Source organism: Micromonospora rosaria, from assembly GCF_001567585.1.
GTDB lineage: Bacteria > Actinomycetota > Actinomycetes > Mycobacteriales > Micromonosporaceae > Micromonospora > Micromonospora rosaria.
The window spans coordinates 1-17,966 of the sequence record NZ_LRQV01000038.1 but is presented as its reverse complement, the minus strand read 5'-3'; the positions used below and the strand labels follow the sequence as shown (position 1 = coordinate 17,966).

Sequence of the window (17,966 nt, the reverse complement as noted above, 5' to 3'; positions counted from 1 at the left end):
TCGATTCCCAGCCGCCGATGCGCCAGGCGAGGAGGATCATGAGCATCGACCAGGTCGAGACCGGTGCGTTCGCCCGGGAGTGGGCGCAGTGGCACCGGCGGCACGAGACCGCCCTCGCCGACCCGCACGGGTTCCTCGCCGTCACCGGGCTCTACTGGCTGTCCGCGACGCCGCAGCGCTTCCCGGACGCGCCCGGCGAGTGGCGGACCGGCCCGCAGGGGGTGGTGGTGACCCTCGCGGAGGGGGAGGTGCTGCTCGTCGACGGGGCGCCGGTCGAGCGGGCGCACAGCTTCGGCGTCCTCGCCGAGCGCACCGAGGTCACCGCCGCCTTCGGCGACGCCGTGGTCGAGGTGGCCCGCCGCGGCGGGCGGGACATCCTCCGCCCCCGCCACCCCGATAACCCGCTGCGGGTCGACTACCGGGGCACCCCGGCGTTCGAGCCGGATCCGCGCTGGGTGCTCGCGGGCCGGTACGTCGCCTTCCCCGAGCCCCGCCCGACCACCGTGGGCGCCGCCGTGGCGGGGCTCAGCCACGTCTACGACGCCCCCGGCCGGATCGAGTTCACCGTGGACGGCACGCCGCTGACGCTGACCGCCTTCAACGGCCGGACGCCGGGCAGCCTGACCGTGTTGTTCACCGACGCCACCTCCGGGGTCACCACGTACGCCGCGAACCGGTCCCTCCAGGTCGACGCCCCGGACCCGGACGGCGGGGTGGTGCTGGACTTCAACCGGGCGGTGAACCTGCCCTGCGCGTACACCGACCACGCCACCTGTCCGCTGCCCCCGGCGGAGAACCGGCTCCCGGTCGCCGTGACGGCCGGCGAACGGATCCCGTACGAACGCGGCTGACCGCCGACTCTTCCCTCACCCGCCGCGCCGGCGGGGTCACCGCCACCGGGAGGACCGTGATGACCTTGTCCCTCGACCCGCACTCCGCCACACCCGTCGACGCCGACGCCGACTCGCTGCGCGCCCTGCTGCGGCACCAGGCCAGCACCGTCACGGTGGTGACCGCCCCCGGCCCGCCCCCGGTCGGCTTCACCGCCACCTCGTTCACGTCGGTGTCGCTCGACCCGCCGCTGGTCTCGTTCTGCCTCGACCTCGGCTCGTCGAGCTGGCCGACCGTGGCCGGCGCCCGGCACGTGGCGGTGCACCTGCTCTCCCACCGCCAGCAGGCCCTCGCCAGCCGCTTCGCCACCAGCGGCGTCGACCGCTTCGCCGGGACCCGCTGGCAGCCGGGGCCGCAGGACGTGCCCATTCTCGACGACACCCTGGCCTGGCTACTCTGCCGGGTGGTGGAGCGGGTCGTCGCCGGGGACCACGCGATCGTGCTGGCCGAGCCGGAGCTGGTTCGGCACGCCGGTCCCGGCTCGCCGCTGCTGTATCATCGGGGTCGGTACGCCGGGCTCGGCCCGACGGCCGCACCCCGGCCTGCGCCACCCCGGCCTGCCCGGCCGTAGCCTGACCGGTCGGCGACCCCGACCGCCCGGCTCGCCCGCGTTCCACCACCGGCTCCGCGTCGGTGTGCTGTGCCCCGAAACGCCGCTCGCCCCTGTCCCGGCCCGGCTGTGCCCTGCCGTCCGGCGCACCTCACGCGCCCACCCCGCACATCCGCACCGCCCCGCACCTCGGCTCCGCCCGGCACGTTTCGCTCCACCCTGGCACGTCCACTCCGGCACCACCACCTTGGTCCGTCCGCGTCACCCCGGCACGTCTGCTCCCGTCCCGTACGTCCGCCCGGAACGCGCCGTAGCCCGGCACCGTCGCCCGGTGCGGGCCGCACCGCCCCGCACCGGTGTGGTTCCCGCCTGCGCTCCGGACCCGTACGTCGTCACCGGTGGGGCTCAGCGTCGAGCAGCCCACCGTCGCCTCCTCCGGCCCGCCGCACACCGCCCGGTACCCGGTGCGGTCCCTGGTGGCCATCACCCCTGCCCGACAGGAGCATCCACGCATGCCCGCTGGTCGCCCGCGTCGACTCGCCGTCGCCGCGCTCGTACCCCTGCTCGTCCTCACCGCCGCCTGCTCGACCGGATCGGCCGCCCCCACCGACGCCGGCCAACCCCGCAGCGGCGGCTCGCTCACCTGGGCGGTGGAGACCGAGCCGATCACCCTCAATCCCCACCAGTACTCGCAGGCCAAGGCCCGGCTGCTGGTGTGGAACAGCTTCGAGTCGCTGCTCACCTACGACCGTGAGGGACGGGTCGTGCCCTGGCTGGCCACCGGCTACCAGGTCTCGCCCGACGGGCTGACGTACACCATCGGGCTGCGCGACGGAATCCGGTTCACCGACGGGGAGACCTTCGACGCCGCCACCGTCAAGGCCAATCTGGACAAGCTCCGCGAGCCGGAGTACAACCCGGCCGTCTCCGCCGTGCAACTGCGCAACCTCAAGACCGTCGAGGTGGTCGACCCGCGTACGGTCCGGCTCGTGCTCAGCACCCCGGACGTGCTGATCCTCGACTTCCTGGCCTCCCCGCAGGGCGCCCAGGTGTCGCCGAAGTCGCTGCGGGAGGCCAAGAACCTCAAGGCCGGCGGGGTGGACGTGGCCGGCACCGGGCCGTTCGTGCTGGAGGCCTACGTCCCCGGGCAGGAGCTGCGGTACCGGCGCAACCCCGACTACGCCACGCCGCCGCCGCACGCCACGCACACCGGGCCGGCCCACCTGGAGACCATCACGTACCGGTTCCTCAAGGAGTCCGCGGTCCGCGTCGGCGCGCTCACCTCCGGGCAGGTGCAGCTCATCGAGGGGGTGCCCGCCACCGACCAGCCCCTGATCACCGGGAACCCCGCGCTGCGGCTGACCCGCGAGCTGAACTCCGGCTCGTCGTACGGCTACTACCTCAACACCTCCCGGCCGCCCTTCGACGACATCCGGGTCCGCCAGGCGTTCCAGGAGGCGGTCGACGTCGACGCCGTGCTCCAGGCGGTCTACCAGGGCACCGCCACCCGGGCGTGGAGCGTCGTCAGCCCGTCCAGCAGGTTGTACGACAAGCGCCTGGAGGGTGGCCTCAGCGGGGACGTCGCGCGGGCCAACCGGCTGCTCGACGAGGCCGGCTGGACCGCGCGGGACGCCGAGGGCTTCCGGACCAAGGCCGGCACGCGGCTCACCGTCCGGCTGCTGCAGGCCGCGCCGTACCTGCGGGACCGCCGCGACGTGCTGGCCCAGGCGGTGCAGGCGGCGGTGAAGCAGAGCACCGGCATCGACCTCGACGTGGCCCAGGTCGACCTGGGCAGTTGGAACCAGGCGTTCGCCGACAACGAGTACGAGGTCTTCGACAACTCCCGCGCCGACACCGACGCCGGGTTGTCGCTGAACCTGCTGCTGCACACCGACGGAACGGTGAACCGGACCAAGATCAACGACGCGCGCCTCGACGACCTCCTCGAAGCCGGCCAGGCCGCCAGCGACCCGGCCCGGCGGGCCGCGATCTACGCCGACATCCAGCAGCGGGCCGTGCGGGAGCTGGCCCTGTTCCTGCCGCTGTACGCCCCGGCCGACCAGATCGCCGCCAGCGTCGCGGTCGGGGGTGTGACGTTCGAACCCACGGCCGGCGTGCCGGCTGGCGCGTACGACCTGTGGCTCGGGAAGTGACGTGAGCGGCGCGACCCTGCGCCCGGTGCTGCGCCGGGTGGCGGCCGGCCTGCTGGTGCTCTGGATCGCCGCCACCGCGGCGTACCTGGCCCTGCTGGCCGCCCCCGGCGACATCGTGGACAGCATCGTCGGCGAGGGCCCGGACACCCCGGAGATCCGCGCCGAGATCATGCGGGAGTGGGGGCTGGACCGGCCCGCCCTGGTGCAGTACCTCGACTACCTGTGGCGGCTCGCCGGCGGCGACCTCGGCCGGTCGTACCTGTTGCAGCGGCCGGTCGCCGAGGTCATCGGCGAGCAGGTGGGCCCCACCTTCACGCTGGCCGCTGCCGCCGCCGCGCTGGGCGTGCTGCTCGCCCTGCTCGCCGCGCTGACCACCGCCGGACCGCGTCGCCCCTGGCTGCGCCGGGGGGTCTCCACCGTGGAGCTGGTGCTGGTCTCCACCCCGGCGTTCCTGATCGGCATCGTGCTGCTCAGCGTGCTGTCGTTCCGGTTCGGGCTGTTCCCGGTCTCCGGCGACCAGGGCCTGGCCGCCCTGGTGCTGCCGGCGGTCACCCTGGCCCTGCCGATCGCCGGCCTGCTCGCCCAGGTGCTGCGCGACAGCCTGGACCGGGCCCTGGAGGAGCCGTTCGTGCTCACCGCGCGGGCCCGGGGGGTGGTCGAACGGGTGGTCCTGCTGCGGCACGTGCTCCGGCACGCCCTGCTGCCGGTGGTCACCCTGGCCGGTTGGCAGTTCAGCCTGCTCATCGGCTCGACCATCATCGTCGAGCAGGTCTTCGGCCGGCCCGGCCTCGGCCAGGTCGTGCTGAACGCGGTGACCTCCGGGGACATGCCGGTGGTGCTGGCCGTGGTGACCCTCTCCGCCGCCGTCTACGTGGCCGTCAACACCCTCGCCGACCTGGCGTACCTGCTCGTCGACCCGCGCCTGAGAAGGAGCTGACGATGACCGTCACCCTGCCCGAGTCGCCCGGCCTGCTCGCCCCGGCGCTGACCAGCACACCGGCGCGGCCGGCCCGGCGGCGCGGCGTCCGGCCCGGTCTCGTCGTCGCCGGGGCGTACCTGGCCCTGGTGCTGCTGGCGGCGGCCTGGCCGGAGCTGATCGCGCCGGGCGACCCGCTCGCCGCCGACCCGCTGCGGGTGCTCGCCCCACCCGACGCGACCCACTGGTTCGGCACCGACCACCTCGGCCGGGACGTGTGGACCCGGGTGGTGCACGGCGCCCGTCACTCGCTGGCCATCGGCGCCGCCGCGACCGGCATCGCGGTCACCGCCGGGGTGCTGGTCGGGTTGCTCGCCGGCCTGGCCCACCGGCTCGCCGACGAGGCGCTCAGCCGCAGCCTCGACGCGCTGTCGGCGTTCCCGATGCTGCTGCTGGCCCTGCTGTTCATCGCGATCGTCGGCCCCGGCACGGCCAGCCTGACCATCGCCATCGGCATCGCCCTGCTGCCGCACCTGGCCCGGGTGGTCCGCGCCCAGACCCTGCTGGTGCGTCGGGCCGGGTACGTGGAGCAGGCCGTCGCCTTCGGCCTGTCCCGGCCGCGGCTGGTGCTGCGGCACGTGCTGCCCAACGTCGTCGGCCCGATCCCGGTGCTCGCCGTGATCGGGCTGGGCGACGCGATCCTCGCCGCCTCCGGGCTCAGCTTCCTCGGCATGGGCCCGCAACCGCCGTCCCCCGAGTGGGGCGCGATGCTCTCCGAGGGGCGCAACTACCTGCGGGTGGCCTGGTGGGGCACCATCCTGCCGGGCGTCGCGGTCACCCTGACGGTGATCTCGCTGACCGTCCTCGGCCGCCGGTTGCAGCGCCGCTTCGACGGGCGGGAGGACTGATGGCCGGCCCGTTGGTCGACGTGGCGGACCTGCACGTCGACTTCGCCGCCCCGGGTGGGCGGACGGTGGCGGCGGTGCGCGGGGTCGACCTCACCGTCGAGGCGGGGGAGTGCGTGGCGATCGTGGGGGAGTCCGGGTCGGGCAAGAGCGTCACCGCCCGGACCCTGGTCGGGCTCGCCGGCCCGACCGCCACGGTCCGCGCCGCCCGCCTCGACCTGGCCGGCGTCGACGTGCGCGGGCACCGGCCCCGGGACTGGCGGCGAATCCGCGGCCGGGTCGCCGGCCTGGTCCTCCAGGACGCCCTGGTCTCGCTGGACCCGCTGCGCACGGTCGGCGCGGAGATCGACGAGGTGCTGCGCACCCACGACATCGCCAGCCGGCGGGAGCGGCCCGCCCGGGTCACCCGGCTGCTCACCGAGGTGCACGTGCCGGAGCCGGAACTGCGGGCCCGGCAGTACCCGCACCAGCTCTCCGGCGGGCTGCGCCAGCGGGCGCTGATCGCCTCGGCCATCGCCGGCGAGCCGTCCCTGCTGATCGCCGACGAGCCGACCACCGCGCTCGACGTGACCGTGCAGGCGCAGGTGCTGCGGCTGCTCGCCGAACGCCGGGCGGCCGGCTCGGCGCTGCTGCTGATCAGCCACGACCTGGCGGTGGTCGCCCGACTCGCCGACCGGGTGCTGGTGATGCGCGCCGGGGAGGTGGTCGAGCAGGGCCCGCCCCGGCAGTTGCTCCACGCGCCCCGGCACCCGTACACCCGGCAGTTGCTCGACGCGGTGCCGTCGGCCTCCTCCCGGGGTCGCCGGCTCGCCACCCCGGCCCGGCTCAGCGTGGAGTGCACGGTCCCGGCGCTGCGCCGGATCGCCCTGCCGACCCGGACCGCCGCTGCCGACGACCCGGTGATCGAGGCGGACGGCCTGGTCAAACGGTACGGCTCCCGGGAGGTGGTCCGGGGCGTCTCGATCACCGTCGGCCGGGGGGAGACCGTCGGGCTGGTGGGCGAGTCCGGCTCCGGCAAGACCACCGTCGCGCAACTGCTCTTCGGTCTCCTGCCCGCCGACGCCGGCACGGTCCGGTTCGCCGGGCAGCCCTGGTCCGGCGTACCGGAGCGGCGTCGCCGGCCGCTGCGGCGCCGGCTGCAACTGATCTCCCAGGACCCGCTCGGCTCCTTCGACCCGCGGTACCGGGTGGAGCGCATCGTCGCCGAGAACCTGGACCGGCCGGCGGGCCGGGCGCAGCGCCGCGACCGGGTGGCGGAACTGCTGGACCGGGTCGGCCTCGGCCCGGACGTGCTGGACCGCCACCCCCGCCAGCTCTCCGGCGGGCAGCGGCAGCGGGTGGCGATCGCCCGCGCCATCGCCTGCCGACCGGCCCTGATCATCTGCGACGAGCCGGTCTCCGCCCTCGACGTCTCGGTCCAGGCCCACGTCCTCGACCTGCTCGCCGACATCCAGGCCGCCGACGGCACCGCCCTGCTGTTCATCTCCCACGACCTCGGCGTGGTCCACCACCTCAGCGACCGGGTGCTGGTCATGCACGACGGCGCGGTGGTGGAGCAGGGCCCGGTCGGTGACGTCTTCACCCATCCCCGCCACGACTACACCAGGAGCCTGCTCGCCGCGCTGCCCACGCTCACCGCCGTCGGCTGACCGCCAGGAGGAGAACCATGCCCCGACCGTATCCGCTGCTCGCCGTGGCCCTCGACGGCCTCGGCTGGCACCCCGCCGCGTGGCGGCTCTCGACCGCCCCCGCCGACGCGCCGTTCACCCCGGGCTACTGGGCCGGGCTGGTCACCGAGGCCGAACGGGGCACCCTGGACCTGGTCACCGTCGAGGACTCCCTCGCGTTGCAGTCGACCCGCCCCGACGGCCCGGACGGGCGTACCGACCAGGTCCGGGGGCGGCTCGACGCGGTGCTGGTCGCCGCCCGGGTCGCCCCGCTGACCCGGCACATCGGGCTGGTCCCGGTCGCCGGGACCACGCACAGCGAGCCGTTCCACGTCTCCACCGCGATCGCCACCCTCGACCACGTCAGCCAGGGGCGGGCCGGCTGGCAGCCCCGGGTCTCGTTCCGCCGCAGCGAGGCCCGGCTCTTCGGCCGGCGGGAGGTGCCCGAGCTGCGGCCCGACCAGCTCGACACCCCGGCCGGCGCCGCCCTCCTCGCCGACCTGTTCGCCGAGGCGGCCGACGTGGTCGAGGTGGTCCGGCGGCTCTGGGACAGCTGGCAGGACGACGCGGTGATCCGGGACGTCGCCACCGGCCGCTTCATCGACCGGGACCGGCTGCACTACGTCGACTTCGCCGGTCGCTGGTTCGACGTCAAGGGACCGTCCATCGTGCCCCGGCCCCCGCAGGGGCAGCCGGTCGTCGCCGCGCTGGCGCACGACACGGTGCCGTACGCCTTCGCCGCCGGCAGCGCCGACCTGGTCTTCGTCACCCCCGCCGACGCCGGGCACGCCGCCGCCGTCGTCGCCGCGGTCCGCGCCGCCGAGCGGGCCGCCGGTCGGACCGGCCCGCCGCTGCGGATCCTCGCCGACCTGGTCGTCGTCCTCGGCGACACCCCGTCGGCCGCCCGGCATCGCCGGGACCGGCTCGACGCCCTCGACGGCGCCCCGCTCACCAGCGACGCGGCGGTCGTCACCGGCACCCCCGGACAGCTCGCCGACCTGATCGCCGAGTGGCACCGGGCCGGGGTGGACGGCGTCCGGCTGCGCCCCGCCGTCCTGCCCGACGACCTGACCACCATCACCCGGGCGCTGGTGCCGGCGCTGCGGGACCGGGGGCTGTACCACGACCGCTACCCCGGCGGCACCCTGCGCGACCTGCTCGGCCTGCCCCGACCGGTCAACCGGTACGCCCCGGTGCCCGCCTGACGTGGAGGAGACGACCGTGCCCAAGCAGATCATCCTCGCCGCGCACTTCCCCGGCGTGAACAACCAGACCGTCTGGAGCGACCCGGCCGCCGGCAGCCAGATCGACTTCGCCTCCTTCACCCACCTGGCCCGGACCGCCGAGCGGGGGACGTTCGACTTCTTCTTCCTCGCCGAGGGGCTGCGGCTGCGCGAGCAGCGCGGCCGGATCCACGACCTGGACGTGGTGGGCCGGCCGGACACCCTCACCGTGCTGGCCGCCCTGGCGTCGGTCACCACCCACCTGGGGCTGGCCGGCACCCTCAACGCCACCTTCCGGGAGCCGTACGAACTGGCCCGGCAACTGGCCACCCTGGACCACCTCAGCGGCGGCCGGTCGGCGTGGAACGTGGTCACCTCCTCCGACGCGTTCACCGGGGAGAACTTCCGCCGGGGCGGGTACCTCGACCACGCGCTGCGCTACGAGCGGGCCGGCGAGTTCGTCCGGACCGCCCGCGAGCTGTGGGACTCCTGGGCACCGGACGCGGTGCCCGGCGACCGCGCCACCGGGCGGTACCTGGCCGAGGCGGATCCGGGCGCGTTCACCCACGTCGGCGAGCAGTTCGACATCAGCGGGCACTTCACCGTGCCGCGCAGCCCGCAGGGCCACCCGGTGGTCATCCAGGCCGGCGACTCGCCGGACGGGCGGGACTTCGCCGCCGCCCACGCCGACCTGATCTTCTCCCGGCACGGCACGCTGGAGGCCGGGCAGGCGTTCCACGCCGACGTCCGGGCCCGGGTGGTCCGCAACGGACGCGCCCCCGACGCGGTGAAGATCCTGCCCGGGGCCACCGTCGTGCTCGGCGACACCGACGCCGAGGCGCAGGAACGCGCCCACCACATCCGCCGCCAGCAGGTCAGCCCGCAGACCGCGATCCTGCTGCTGGAGCAGCTCTGGAACCGGGACCTGTCCGGGTACGACCCGGAGGGGCCGTTGCCGGCGCACGACCCGGACGTCTCCGCCGACACCATCAGCCAGGGACGGACCCGGTTCTCCCGGGACCCGGTCGCCACCGCCCGGCAGTGGCGGGCCCTGGCGCAGGAGAAGGGCCTGGGCATCCGTGACCTGGTCATCGAGGTCACCGGGCGGCAGTCGTTCATCGGCACCCCCGCCAGCGTCGCCGAGCAGATGAACCACGCCGTCCAGTCCGATGCCGCCGACGGCTTCATCCTGGTGCCGCACCTGACCCCCGGCGGGCTGGACGAGTTCGTCGACCGGGTGGTCCCGCTGCTGCGCGAGCGCGGCGTGTTCCGCACCGGGTACACCGGGACCACCCTGCGCGAGCACCTCGGCCTGCCGGTGCCCGCGCCGGCCGGGAGGGGGCCGGTGCCGGCGTGAGGTTCCTGCTGATCACCCTGATCACCCACCTGCCGGACCCGGTCACCGGTCACCGGCGCAGCACCACCGACCGGTTCCGCGAGGTGGTCGACAACGCGGTGATCGCCGAGGAGCTCGGCTACGACGGGTACGGCGTGGGCGAGCGGCACGAGTACCCCTTCATCTCCTCCTCGCCGCCGGTGGTGCTCAGCCACATCGCCGCGCGCACCCGGACCATCCGGCTCTTCACCGCGGTCACCACGCTCAGCCTGCTCGACCCGGTCCGCGCCTACGAGGACTACGCCACCCTGGACCACCTCTCCGGCGGCCGGCTCGAACTGATCATCGGCAAGGGCAACGGGTCCGCCCAGGCCGAGCTCTTCCACGTCACCGCCGCCGACCAGTGGGACCGCAACCGGGAGGGCTACGAGCTGTTCCGGCGGCTCTGGCGGGAGGAGAAGGTCACCTGGTCCGGCCGGTTCCGCCCGCCGCTGCACGAGGCCGAGGTGTGGCCCCGCCCGTTGCAGCGGCCGGTCCGGGTCTGGCACGGCAGCGCCACCAGCCGGGAGTCCGTGGAGCTGGCCGCCCGCTGGGGCGACCCGCTCTTCTCCGCCAACGTGACCAACCCCATTGCGCCGTACGCCGAACTGGTCCGCCACTACCGGGACCGCTGGGCGCACCACGGGCACGGCCCCGCCGACGCCCTGGTCGGCGCCGGCACCGCCGGCTTCCACACCGCGCCCACCTCGCAGGAGGCGGTCGAGCGGTACCGCCCGATCTTCGAGGCCCGGCTCGCCGCGTTCCGCAGGGCCGGGGTGGACCCGGTCTTCCCGACCCTGGAGGACGCCCTCGAGCGCAGCTCGATGCTGGTCGGCAGCCCGCAGCAGATCGCCGAGAAGGTGCTGCGCCAGCACGAGCGGCTCGGCCACGAGGTGATCCACCTGACCGCCGACCGGGACGGGCTGACCGACGACCAGCACCGGCGCAGCCTGGAGCTGTTCCAGGCCGAGGTCGCCCCGGTGCTGCGCCGCGAGATCCCCAGCCGCCCGCTGCACCCCGCCGGGACGTCCCCCGGGCCGGGCGTCACCGGCCCGCCGGCCGCCGTCACCGTCGCCGCCGACGGTCGGGCCGGCCCGCCGCCGCTGTCCGCCCCTGTCTGATCCGAACGGGAGGAACCCATGTCACCGACGCCGCTGTCCGTGCTCGACCTGTCGCCGGTCCCCACCGGGGGCGGGGTCGCCGACGCCCTGCGCCACACCATCGACCTGGCCCGGCGGGTTGAACAGGTCGGGTACCACCGGTACTGGCTCGCCGAGCACCATCTCGCCCGGGGGGTGGCCAGCTCCGCCCCGGCCGTGCTGATCGGCCAGGTGGCGGCGGCCACCGGCCACATCCGGGTCGGGTCGGCGGCGGTGCAGCTCGGCCACCGTACGGCGCTGTCCGTGGTGGAGGAGTTCGGCACCCTCGCCGCCCTCTACCCGGACCGGGTCGACCTGGGGCTGGGCCGCTCCGGCCAACGCCGGGGCCTGAGCGCACCGCAACCGCCGGTCGAGCCACCGGCCCCGGAGCCGTACCGGGTGGTCGACGGGCTGCTGATCCCGCCGCCGTTCTCCTTCGCCAAGCTGCTCGCCTCGCCCCGGTTCGCGTTGCACAACGCGCTGCTGCACCCGCCCGGCGCCGAGTCACCCGACTTCCCCCGGCAGGTCGCCGACATCCTGGCCCTGCTGCGCGGCGACTACACCGACGCCACCGGCCTGGACGCGCACGCGGTGCCGGGGGAGGGCGCGGAGCTGACGGTCTGGCTGCTCGGCAGCAGCGGCGGGGAGAGCGCCCAACTGGCCGGCGCGCTGGGCCTGCCGTTCGCGGCCAACTACCACGTCGCGCCCGCCGCCGTGCTGGACGCGGTGCGGGCGTACCGGGCGGCGTTCCGCCCCTCGGCGCGGCTGGCGCAGCCGTACGTGGTGGTCTCCGCCGACGTCGTGGTGGCCCCGGACGACGACACCGCCCGCCGGCTGGCCGCCCCGTACGGGCTCTGGGTGCGCAGCATCCGCAGCGGCGACGGGGCGATCCCGTACCCCACGCCGGAGGAGGCCGCCGCGCAGCCCTGGACCGAGGAGGACCGGCTCCTGGTCGCCGATCGGGTGGACACCCAGTTCGTCGGCGCCCCGGAGGTGGTGGCCGAGCGGCTGCGGACCCTGCGCGACGCCACCGGCGCCGACGAGCTGCTGATCACCACCATCACCCACGACCACCGGGACCGGGTCGCCTCGTACGAGCTGCTCGCCAAGGAGTGGGCGCAGGGCGGCTGACCCGGGACGCGGGGCCGCCACCCCGCGCCCCGGGTCGGGCCCGGCCCGCGTCAGGCGCGCAGCAGGGTCACCAGCCCGGCGGCCACCAGCACCCCGGCCCAGAGCCGGTCCACGTTGAACCAGGCCCGGCGCAGCACCCCCACCCCGAGCACCTCGTAGACCAGCACGGCGACGAGCAGCGCGGTGCCGAACATGGCGACGGTGTGCACCCCGGCCGCCGCCAGGCCCGGCAGTGCCCCCACCGCCGCGTCGCCGACCAGAGCGCCCGCCGACCCACCGGCCGGGTGCCCAACGTGCCCGCCGGCGTCGCCCACCGGGTCGGTGAGCAGCACCGGCAGCAGCATCAGCCCGGCGCCGTGCGCCGAGGACATCAGGAACGACCAGCCGGCGAGCTGCGCCGCCGACAGCCGCATCCCGGCCCAGCGGAAGTGACGTGCGGAGAGCAGCCGCCACAGGCCGAACCCGACCAGCAGCAGCCCGCCGACGACCGTCACCACCGTGCTCGCGGTGACCGACCGGGTGGCGCTGACCAGCGCGGCGACCACCGCGACGGAGGCCAGGTGGCCCAGGGCGACCGGGGGCAGCGAGCCCAGCAGCGCGGCCCGGCTGCGCTCCTGCAACCCCCGGGCCACCGCGAAGAGCCACCCCATCGCCGGGTTGAGTCCGTGGAACGCGCCGAGGGCGACCAGCGTCGCCCACGCCGCGCCGGTCACGGGAAGCAGTACGAGTCGGAGGAGGCGTCCCCGCCCTGCAACCGGGTCTGGTGCACGCGCAGCCCCCGGAACTCCTCCCCGCGCGGGAAGAACCGCGGGTCCGGGACGAGCCCGCCGTCGTCGGTGGGGACGTCGAGCTTGGCCAGCCAGGCCCCCACCCCGTCCGGGTAGAACTGGTCGTCCCAGGCGCCGTAGAGGGAGTTCGAGACGTACACCCGCCGGCCGTCCCGGCTCACCTCGACCATCTGCGGGCCGCCGGCCAGCGGCTCGTCCGGGGCGGCCGGGTGGGCGGTGCGCGCGACGATGCCGCCCAGGCGCACCGACCCGGTGAGCACCGGGTGGAACGGGTCGCTGACGTCGTACTGGCGCAGCTCCCCGGTGCCCCAGCAGGAGACGTAGAGGAACCGGTCGTCGACCGACAGGTCGATGTCGGTGACCAGCGGCGGTACCGCCCCGAAGGGCTTGAGCAGGTCCGGCAGGTCGGCCGGGTCGGCCGGCTCGGCGGGGATGTCGATGACCCGGGTGACCGCCCAGCCGTCCCCGCCGACCTCCCGGTGCCACAGCCAGACCGAGGCGGACAGGTCCTCGACGCTGACCACCACCCCGACGAAGCCGTACGTCCGGGTCGGGTCGTGCGCGGGGCGCAGTTCCAGCGGCATCTGGTACTGGTCGCCGAGGTCGACCCGCTGCACGTGCCGCCGGGTCGCCAGGTCCCAGAAGTGGAGCGCGTGGCCGTACCGGCGGCCGAGCAGCAGCTCGCCGACGATGCCGTCCTCGATCATCGACGGGGTGCCCCACTCGCTGGTGACCAGCACGTCGTGGTTGAGGTGCCACCAGAAGTCGTACGCCAGGTGCTGTGGCCCCCGGTCGGCCTCCCACCGGCCGCGCACGTCGAAGGTGGTGTGGTCGAGCACCGCGATGCCGCCGGGGCCGTCGCGCCCGTCGGCGCCGCCGAGCGCGGAGAGGTAGATCCCGTCCGGTCCGCAGTGGACGGTGTGCGGCCGGGAGTAGCCGGCCCGGTCGGCCAGCTCGTCCGCCTCGATCACCTTGGTCAGCCGGGGCCGGCGCGGGTCGGGCTGGGTGTCGAAGACGTGCACCCGGGACGAGCGCAGGCCGGGCACGATCAGGTAGCGCCGTTCCACGTGCGGGTGCGGGGCGGTCGGGCAGAGCGCGCTGCTGCACGCGTTCCAGCCGAAGTGGTGCAGCTCGTCGCCGGTGTGCGGCAGGTCGGTCCAGCCGACCACGCGGCCGTAGTCGGGGGAGTCGGGGTCGGTGTCGAGCACCACGATCGCGTCGGGCCGCCGCGCCGAGCGGTCGAACGCCGCCACGTACGCCAGTTTCTCCGGCGGCGCGGTCGCGGCCTGCCCGGGGGAGGGGTAGAAGGTGGGGTCGGGGGTCCAGCGGGTCATCGAAGCCTCCGTTCGGTCAGGGGGTGGGGACGCCGAGGCGGTCGAGCAGGCGGCGGCGCAGCGCGCCGAAGGCCGGGTCGTCCGGGGTGCGGGTGGGGCCGAGCGGCACGGGCAGTTCCTCGGCGATCACCCCGCCGTCGAGGACCAGCGCCCGGTCGGCGAGCAGCAGCGCCTCCTCCACGTCGTGGGTGACCAGCAGGGCGGCGAAGCCGTGCTCGGCGCGCAGCCGGCGCAGCAGGCCCTGCATCCGCAGCCGGGTGAGCGCGTCGAGCGCGCCGAACGGCTCGTCGAGCAGGAGCAGGTCGGGGGCGCGGACCAGGGCACGGGCCACGGCCACCCGCTGCGCCTGCCCGCCGGAGAGTTCGGCGGGCCAGGCCCGCTGCCGGTCGGCGAGCCCGACCTCGGCCAGCGCCCGGTCCACCCGCCCGGCCACGTCCGGCCCGGACAGGCCGAGGGCCACGTTGTGCGCCACCCGCTTCCACGGCAGCAGCCGGTGTTCCTGGAACACCACGGCGGCGGTGCCGTGCACGGTGGTCTCGCCGGTGGCCTCGCGGTCGAGGCCGGCGAGGATCCGCAGCAGGGTGCTCTTGCCGGAGCCGCTGCCGCCGAGCAGCGCGACCACCTCGCCGCCGGCGATGTCCAGGTCCACCCCGGCCAGCACGGTGGTCGGCCCGAACGCCCGGCGTACCGCCCGCGCGGTGAGCACCGGCGGGGCCGGGGTCAGCTCGCGCGCAGTCCGCGTCGCCACGTCAGCGTCCTCCTCTCCGCCACCCGCAGGGCGAGGTCGGACAGCAGCCCCAGCAGGGCGTAGACGACCAGGCCGAGCACCACGACGTCGGTCTGGCTGAACTCGCGGGCCTCCATCATCAGGAACCCGATGCCGGTCTGGGCGTTGACCTGCTCGCCGACCACCAGGCTCAGCCAGGCCGCCCCGATGGCCAGGCGCAGCCCGAGGAAGAGCGCCGGCAGCGCGCCGGGGAGCACCACGTGCCGCAGCCGGGCGAGCAGCCCCAGCCCGCAGGTCCGGGCCGCCTCGACCAGCCGTTCGTCGATGTCCCGGATGCCGGCGTAGGTGTTGAAGTAGATCGGGAAGAACGCGCCGAGCGCGACCAGGCTGATCTTGAGCGACTCGCCGATCCCGACCCAGATGATGAGCAGCGGGACGAGGCCCAGGTGGGGCAGCATCCGGGCCATCTGCACCGGCGGGTCGACCAGGTCGTCACCGAGGCGCAGCAGCCCGGCCACGGCGCCGAGCAGGAGGGCGAGCCCGCCGCCGATCAGCAGGCCGAGGCCGGCCCGGGTGAGCGAGTCGAGCAGGTGGGTGGCGAGGGTGCCGTCGCGGGCCAGCCGCCAGCCGGTGGCCAGCACCGCGCTCGGCGCGGGCAGCTTCTCCGGCGACAGCACCCCGGACCGGGCGGCGGCCTCCCAGACGGCGACCAGCAGGACCGGGCTGGCGGCGCGCCGCCACCGCCCACCCGGCCGGTACCGGCGGCCGGGGCGGACCGGAGCGGGCCGGGCGGCCCGCTCCGGCGCCTCGGCCAGGACCGTGCCGCTCACCGCAGGACCTCGCCGTACCGCTCGTCGATGCGGGAGCGGATGTCGACCGGACCGGGTACGAGCTCCAGGGCGACGAAGCCGTCGGCGATGGCCTGGAGTTCGTCGCCGATGGCCGGGGTGACCGGGGCGAGCGGCTGGGCGCTGCGGGCGAGGGCCCGGTGCGCGGTCTCCTCGGGGATCTTCAGCTCGGGGGCGAGAACCTTGGCCCGCTCGTCGGGGTTGGCGATGCCCCAGTCGGTGACCTCGCGGAACGTCCGCAGGAACGTGCCCAGCTCGGCCGACCTGCTCGCCAGCACCTCGGGGGAGGCGAGCAGGTACTGACGGTTGCTGGCCAGGCCGGTGGCGTCGGCGAGGATCCGCACGTCGGGCCGCTCGGTGAGGGCGAAGTACGGGTCCCAGATGATCCAGGCGTCGACCTGCCCGTTGTCGAAGGCGGGTCGCCCCTCGGCCGGCTTGAGGTACCGGACCTCGAGGTCGGCGAGGGTCATGCCGTTCGCCTCCAGCAGCCTGACCAGCAGCCAGTGCACGTTGGAGCCCTTGTTGAGGGCGACGGTGCGGCCCTTCAGGTCGGCGAAGGTGCGGTACGGGCTGTCCGCCTTGACCAGCACCGCCTCGCCCTGGGGGACCGGCGCGGAGGTGCCGACCACGGAGAAGGGGATCCTGCCGGCGGCGGCGAAGACCGGGGGCGCCTCGCCGACCTCGCCGAGGTCGATCGAGCCGGCCTTGAGCGCCTCGGTCAGCGCCGGCCCGCTCTCGAACAGCGACCACTGCGCGTCCGGGGCCGCGCCCCGTGCCTTGACCAGGCTCAGCCCGCCGAAGCGCTGGTAGCCGATGCGCAGCGGGCCGGGGTCGCCGTCGCCGGCCCCGGCGTCGTCGCCGCAGCCGGCCGCCCCGCCGACCGCGACCAGCGTCACGGCGGTGAGCAGGGCCGTGCCGAGGCGGCGCCGGGAGATCGGGTGGGACCAGGGCGGGGTACGCATACGGACTCCTCAACGGTCTGTCGTATCGATGTCGGTGTCGGGCGCCGGATCGACGGGCGTCGGCGCGGATCAGTAGCCTACTAATCCGGTAGGTTTTATCGATAGTCTGTTCGGGTGGTCGTCCCGGCCATCAGGAACGCCCGCCCGTCGACCGCACCCCGACCCCACCCGCTCATCCGGAGGAGCCCCCGATGTCGCTCACCTTCCACTGGTTCCTGCCCACCTCCGGCGACAGCCGGGGCGTCGTCGGTGGTGGACACGGCGTACCGGTCGGCGCCGCCGGGGCGGTCCGGCCGGCGAGCGTCGCCTACCTCGGGCAGATCGCCCGCTCCGCCGAGCAGCTCGGCTTCGTCGGCGTGCTCACCCCGACCGGCGCCTGGTGCGAGGACGCCTGGCTGACCACGGCGATGCTGACCGAGGTCACCGAACGGCTGAAGTTCCTGGTCGCCTTCCGTCCCGGGCTGCTCTCCCCGACCCTGGCCGCCCAGATGGCCGCCACGTACCAGCGCCTCTCCGGCGGCCGGCTGCTGCTCAACGTGGTCACCGGCGGCGAGTCGGCCGAGCAGCGCGGGTACGGCGACTTCCTCGACAAGGACGCCCGGTACGCCCGTACCGACGAGTTCCTGCACGTGGTGCGCTCCCTGTGGGGCGGTGGGACGGTCGACCACGACGGGCCCCACCTGCGGGTCGAGGGGGCCCGGCTGAGCCGGACGCCCGACCCGGTCCCGCCGGTCTACTTCGGCGGGTCGTCGGCCGCCGCCGGCCCGGTCGCGGCCCGGCACAGCGACGTCTACCTGACCTGGGGGGAGCCGCCCGCCCAGGTGGCCGGCAAGCTCGACTGGATCCGGTCCCTGGCCGCCGAGGCCGGTCGTCGGCTGCGCTTCGGCATCCGGCTGCACGTCATCGCGCGGGACACCGCCGACGAGGCCTGGGCGCAGGCCCGCCGGCTGCTCGACGGCATCGACGAGGCCGACGTCCGGGCCGTCCAGGCGGGGCTGCGCCGCAGCGAGTCCGAGGGGCAGCGCCGGATGCTCGACCTGCACCACGGCTCCCGGGACGACCTGGTGGTCGCGCCCAACCTGTGGGCCGGCGTCGGCCTGGTCCGGGGTGGCGCGGGCACCGCCCTGGTGGGCAGCCACGCCGAGATCGCCGACCGGATCGCCGAGTACCACGCGCTCGGCATCGAGGAGTTCGTACTCTCCGGCTACCCGCACCTGGAGGAGGCGTACTGGTTCGGCGAGGGCGTCCTGCCCATCCTGCGCGCCCGGGGCCTCTGGCACCCACCCACCGGCGCCCCCACCCCCACCCCGACCCCCACCATCCCCTTCGCCCCCACCCCCACCCCCACCTCCTGACC

Annotated in this window: 16 protein-coding genes; 11 read left to right on the top strand and 5 right to left on the bottom strand. The window is 75.3% G+C overall.

The features are described 5' to 3' along the window. Positions 1-38: 38 nt before the first annotated feature. The 10 genes from AWW66_RS12910 (at position 39) to AWW66_RS12865 (ending at position 11,950) form a co-directional block, all read left to right on the top strand. The gene (locus AWW66_RS12910) at positions 39-851 is read left to right on the top strand and encodes a DUF1684 domain-containing protein (protein ID WP_067364806.1); all 813 of its coding nucleotides are present in this window, start codon (positions 39-41) and stop codon (positions 849-851) included. Between the two features lie 59 nt (positions 852-910). Next, positions 911-1,462 carry a flavin reductase family protein gene (locus AWW66_RS12905; protein ID WP_067364803.1) on the top strand — a complete coding sequence of 184 codons (552 nt, stop codon included), beginning with the start codon at positions 911-913 and terminating at the stop codon, positions 1,460-1,462. A gap of 377 nt (positions 1,463-1,839) precedes the next feature. Next, positions 1,840-3,594: an ABC transporter substrate-binding protein gene (locus tag AWW66_RS12900; protein WP_245648214.1), complete on the top strand. Its 1,755-nt coding sequence runs from the start codon at positions 1,840-1,842 to the stop codon at positions 3,592-3,594. 1 nt (position 3,595) lies between these two features. Next, positions 3,596-4,531, top strand: a complete 936-nt coding sequence (locus AWW66_RS12895; RefSeq protein WP_245648213.1) for an ABC transporter permease — start codon at positions 3,596-3,598, stop codon at positions 4,529-4,531. A gap of 2 nt (positions 4,532-4,533) precedes the next feature. Next, a complete protein-coding gene (locus AWW66_RS12890; RefSeq protein ID WP_083978453.1) occupies positions 4,534-5,418 on the top strand; it encodes an ABC transporter permease in 885 nt (294 codons plus the stop codon). Beyond that, a complete protein-coding gene (locus AWW66_RS12885) occupies positions 5,418-7,064 on the top strand; it encodes a dipeptide ABC transporter ATP-binding protein (RefSeq protein ID WP_067364800.1) in 1,647 nt (548 codons plus the stop codon). Before AWW66_RS12890 ends, AWW66_RS12885 begins: the two co-directional genes overlap by 1 nt. Positions 7,065-7,081: 17 nt before the next feature. Next, positions 7,082-8,287 carry an LLM class flavin-dependent oxidoreductase gene (locus tag AWW66_RS12880; protein WP_067364797.1) on the top strand — a complete coding sequence of 402 codons (1,206 nt, stop codon included), beginning with the start codon at positions 7,082-7,084 and terminating at the stop codon, positions 8,285-8,287. A gap of 16 nt (positions 8,288-8,303) precedes the next feature. Continuing rightward, positions 8,304-9,662: an NtaA/DmoA family FMN-dependent monooxygenase gene (locus AWW66_RS12875; protein ID WP_067364845.1), complete on the top strand. Its 1,359-nt coding sequence runs from the start codon at positions 8,304-8,306 to the stop codon at positions 9,660-9,662. Beyond that, entirely contained in the window at positions 9,659-10,801 is a 1,143-nt protein-coding gene (locus AWW66_RS12870) for an LLM class flavin-dependent oxidoreductase (protein WP_067364794.1), read from the top strand. Before AWW66_RS12875 ends, AWW66_RS12870 begins: the two co-directional genes overlap by 4 nt. An 18-nt stretch (positions 10,802-10,819) precedes the next feature. Next, positions 10,820-11,950 carry an LLM class flavin-dependent oxidoreductase gene (locus tag AWW66_RS12865; protein WP_067364791.1) on the top strand — a complete coding sequence of 377 codons (1,131 nt, stop codon included), beginning with the start codon at positions 10,820-10,822 and terminating at the stop codon, positions 11,948-11,950. Positions 11,951-12,000: 50 nt separating this feature from the next. Here the strand turns inward: AWW66_RS12865 and AWW66_RS12860 are convergent, their stop codons facing one another. From AWW66_RS12860 to AWW66_RS12840, 5 genes are read right to left on the bottom strand one after another with little or no spacing between them, the layout of a single operon-like run. After that, positions 12,001-12,663: a hypothetical protein gene (locus AWW66_RS12860; RefSeq protein ID WP_067364788.1), complete on the bottom strand. Its 663-nt coding sequence runs from the start codon at positions 12,661-12,663 to the stop codon at positions 12,001-12,003. Further along, positions 12,660-14,072 (bottom strand): selenium-binding family protein, encoded by a 1,413-nt coding sequence (locus AWW66_RS12855; RefSeq protein ID WP_067364785.1) that lies wholly within the window; start codon positions 14,070-14,072, stop codon positions 12,660-12,662. Before AWW66_RS12855 ends, AWW66_RS12860 begins: the two co-directional genes overlap by 4 nt. A gap of 16 nt (positions 14,073-14,088) precedes the next feature. Beyond that, entirely contained in the window at positions 14,089-14,820 is a 732-nt protein-coding gene (locus AWW66_RS12850) for an ABC transporter ATP-binding protein (RefSeq protein ID WP_067364782.1), read from the bottom strand. Then, a complete protein-coding gene (locus tag AWW66_RS12845) occupies positions 14,793-15,629 on the bottom strand; it encodes an ABC transporter permease (RefSeq protein WP_067364780.1) in 837 nt (278 codons plus the stop codon). The genes AWW66_RS12850 and AWW66_RS12845 overlap by 28 nt, the downstream gene beginning before the upstream one ends. Beyond that, the gene (locus AWW66_RS12840; RefSeq protein ID WP_067364777.1) at positions 15,626-16,609 is read right to left on the bottom strand and encodes an aliphatic sulfonate ABC transporter substrate-binding protein; all 984 of its coding nucleotides are present in this window, start codon (positions 16,607-16,609) and stop codon (positions 15,626-15,628) included. The genes AWW66_RS12845 and AWW66_RS12840 overlap by 4 nt, the downstream gene beginning before the upstream one ends. Positions 16,610-16,800: 191 nt before the next feature. Here AWW66_RS12840 and AWW66_RS12835 point away from each other — a divergent pair, with 191 nt between their 5' ends. Then, positions 16,801-17,964: an LLM class flavin-dependent oxidoreductase gene (locus AWW66_RS12835; protein WP_067364776.1), complete on the top strand. Its 1,164-nt coding sequence runs from the start codon at positions 16,801-16,803 to the stop codon at positions 17,962-17,964. Positions 17,965-17,966: the final 2 nt, after the last annotated feature.

Excerpts from the sequence above, each read along its gene's own strand:
- AWW66_RS12910 (WP_067364806.1), top strand. The coding sequence starts at position 39 with ATGAGCATCGACCAGGTCGAGACCGGTGCGTTCGCCCGGGAGTGGGCG.
- AWW66_RS12905 (WP_067364803.1), top strand. The coding sequence starts at position 911 with ATGACCTTGTCCCTCGACCCGCACTCCGCCACACCCGTCGACGCCGAC.
- AWW66_RS12890 (WP_083978453.1), top strand. The coding sequence starts at position 4,534 with ATGACCGTCACCCTGCCCGAGTCGCCCGGCCTGCTCGCCCCGGCGCTG.
- AWW66_RS12885 (WP_067364800.1), top strand. The coding sequence starts at position 5,418 with ATGGCCGGCCCGTTGGTCGACGTGGCGGACCTGCACGTCGACTTCGCC.
- AWW66_RS12880 (WP_067364797.1), top strand. The coding sequence starts at position 7,082 with ATGCCCCGACCGTATCCGCTGCTCGCCGTGGCCCTCGACGGCCTCGGC.
- AWW66_RS12865 (WP_067364791.1), top strand. The coding sequence starts at position 10,820 with ATGTCACCGACGCCGCTGTCCGTGCTCGACCTGTCGCCGGTCCCCACC.
- AWW66_RS12855 (WP_067364785.1), bottom strand. The coding sequence starts at position 14,072 with ATGACCCGCTGGACCCCCGACCCCACCTTCTACCCCTCCCCCGGGCAG.
- AWW66_RS12840 (WP_067364777.1), bottom strand. The coding sequence starts at position 16,609 with ATGCGTACCCCGCCCTGGTCCCACCCGATCTCCCGGCGCCGCCTCGGC.
- AWW66_RS12835 (WP_067364776.1), top strand. The coding sequence starts at position 16,801 with ATGTCGCTCACCTTCCACTGGTTCCTGCCCACCTCCGGCGACAGCCGG.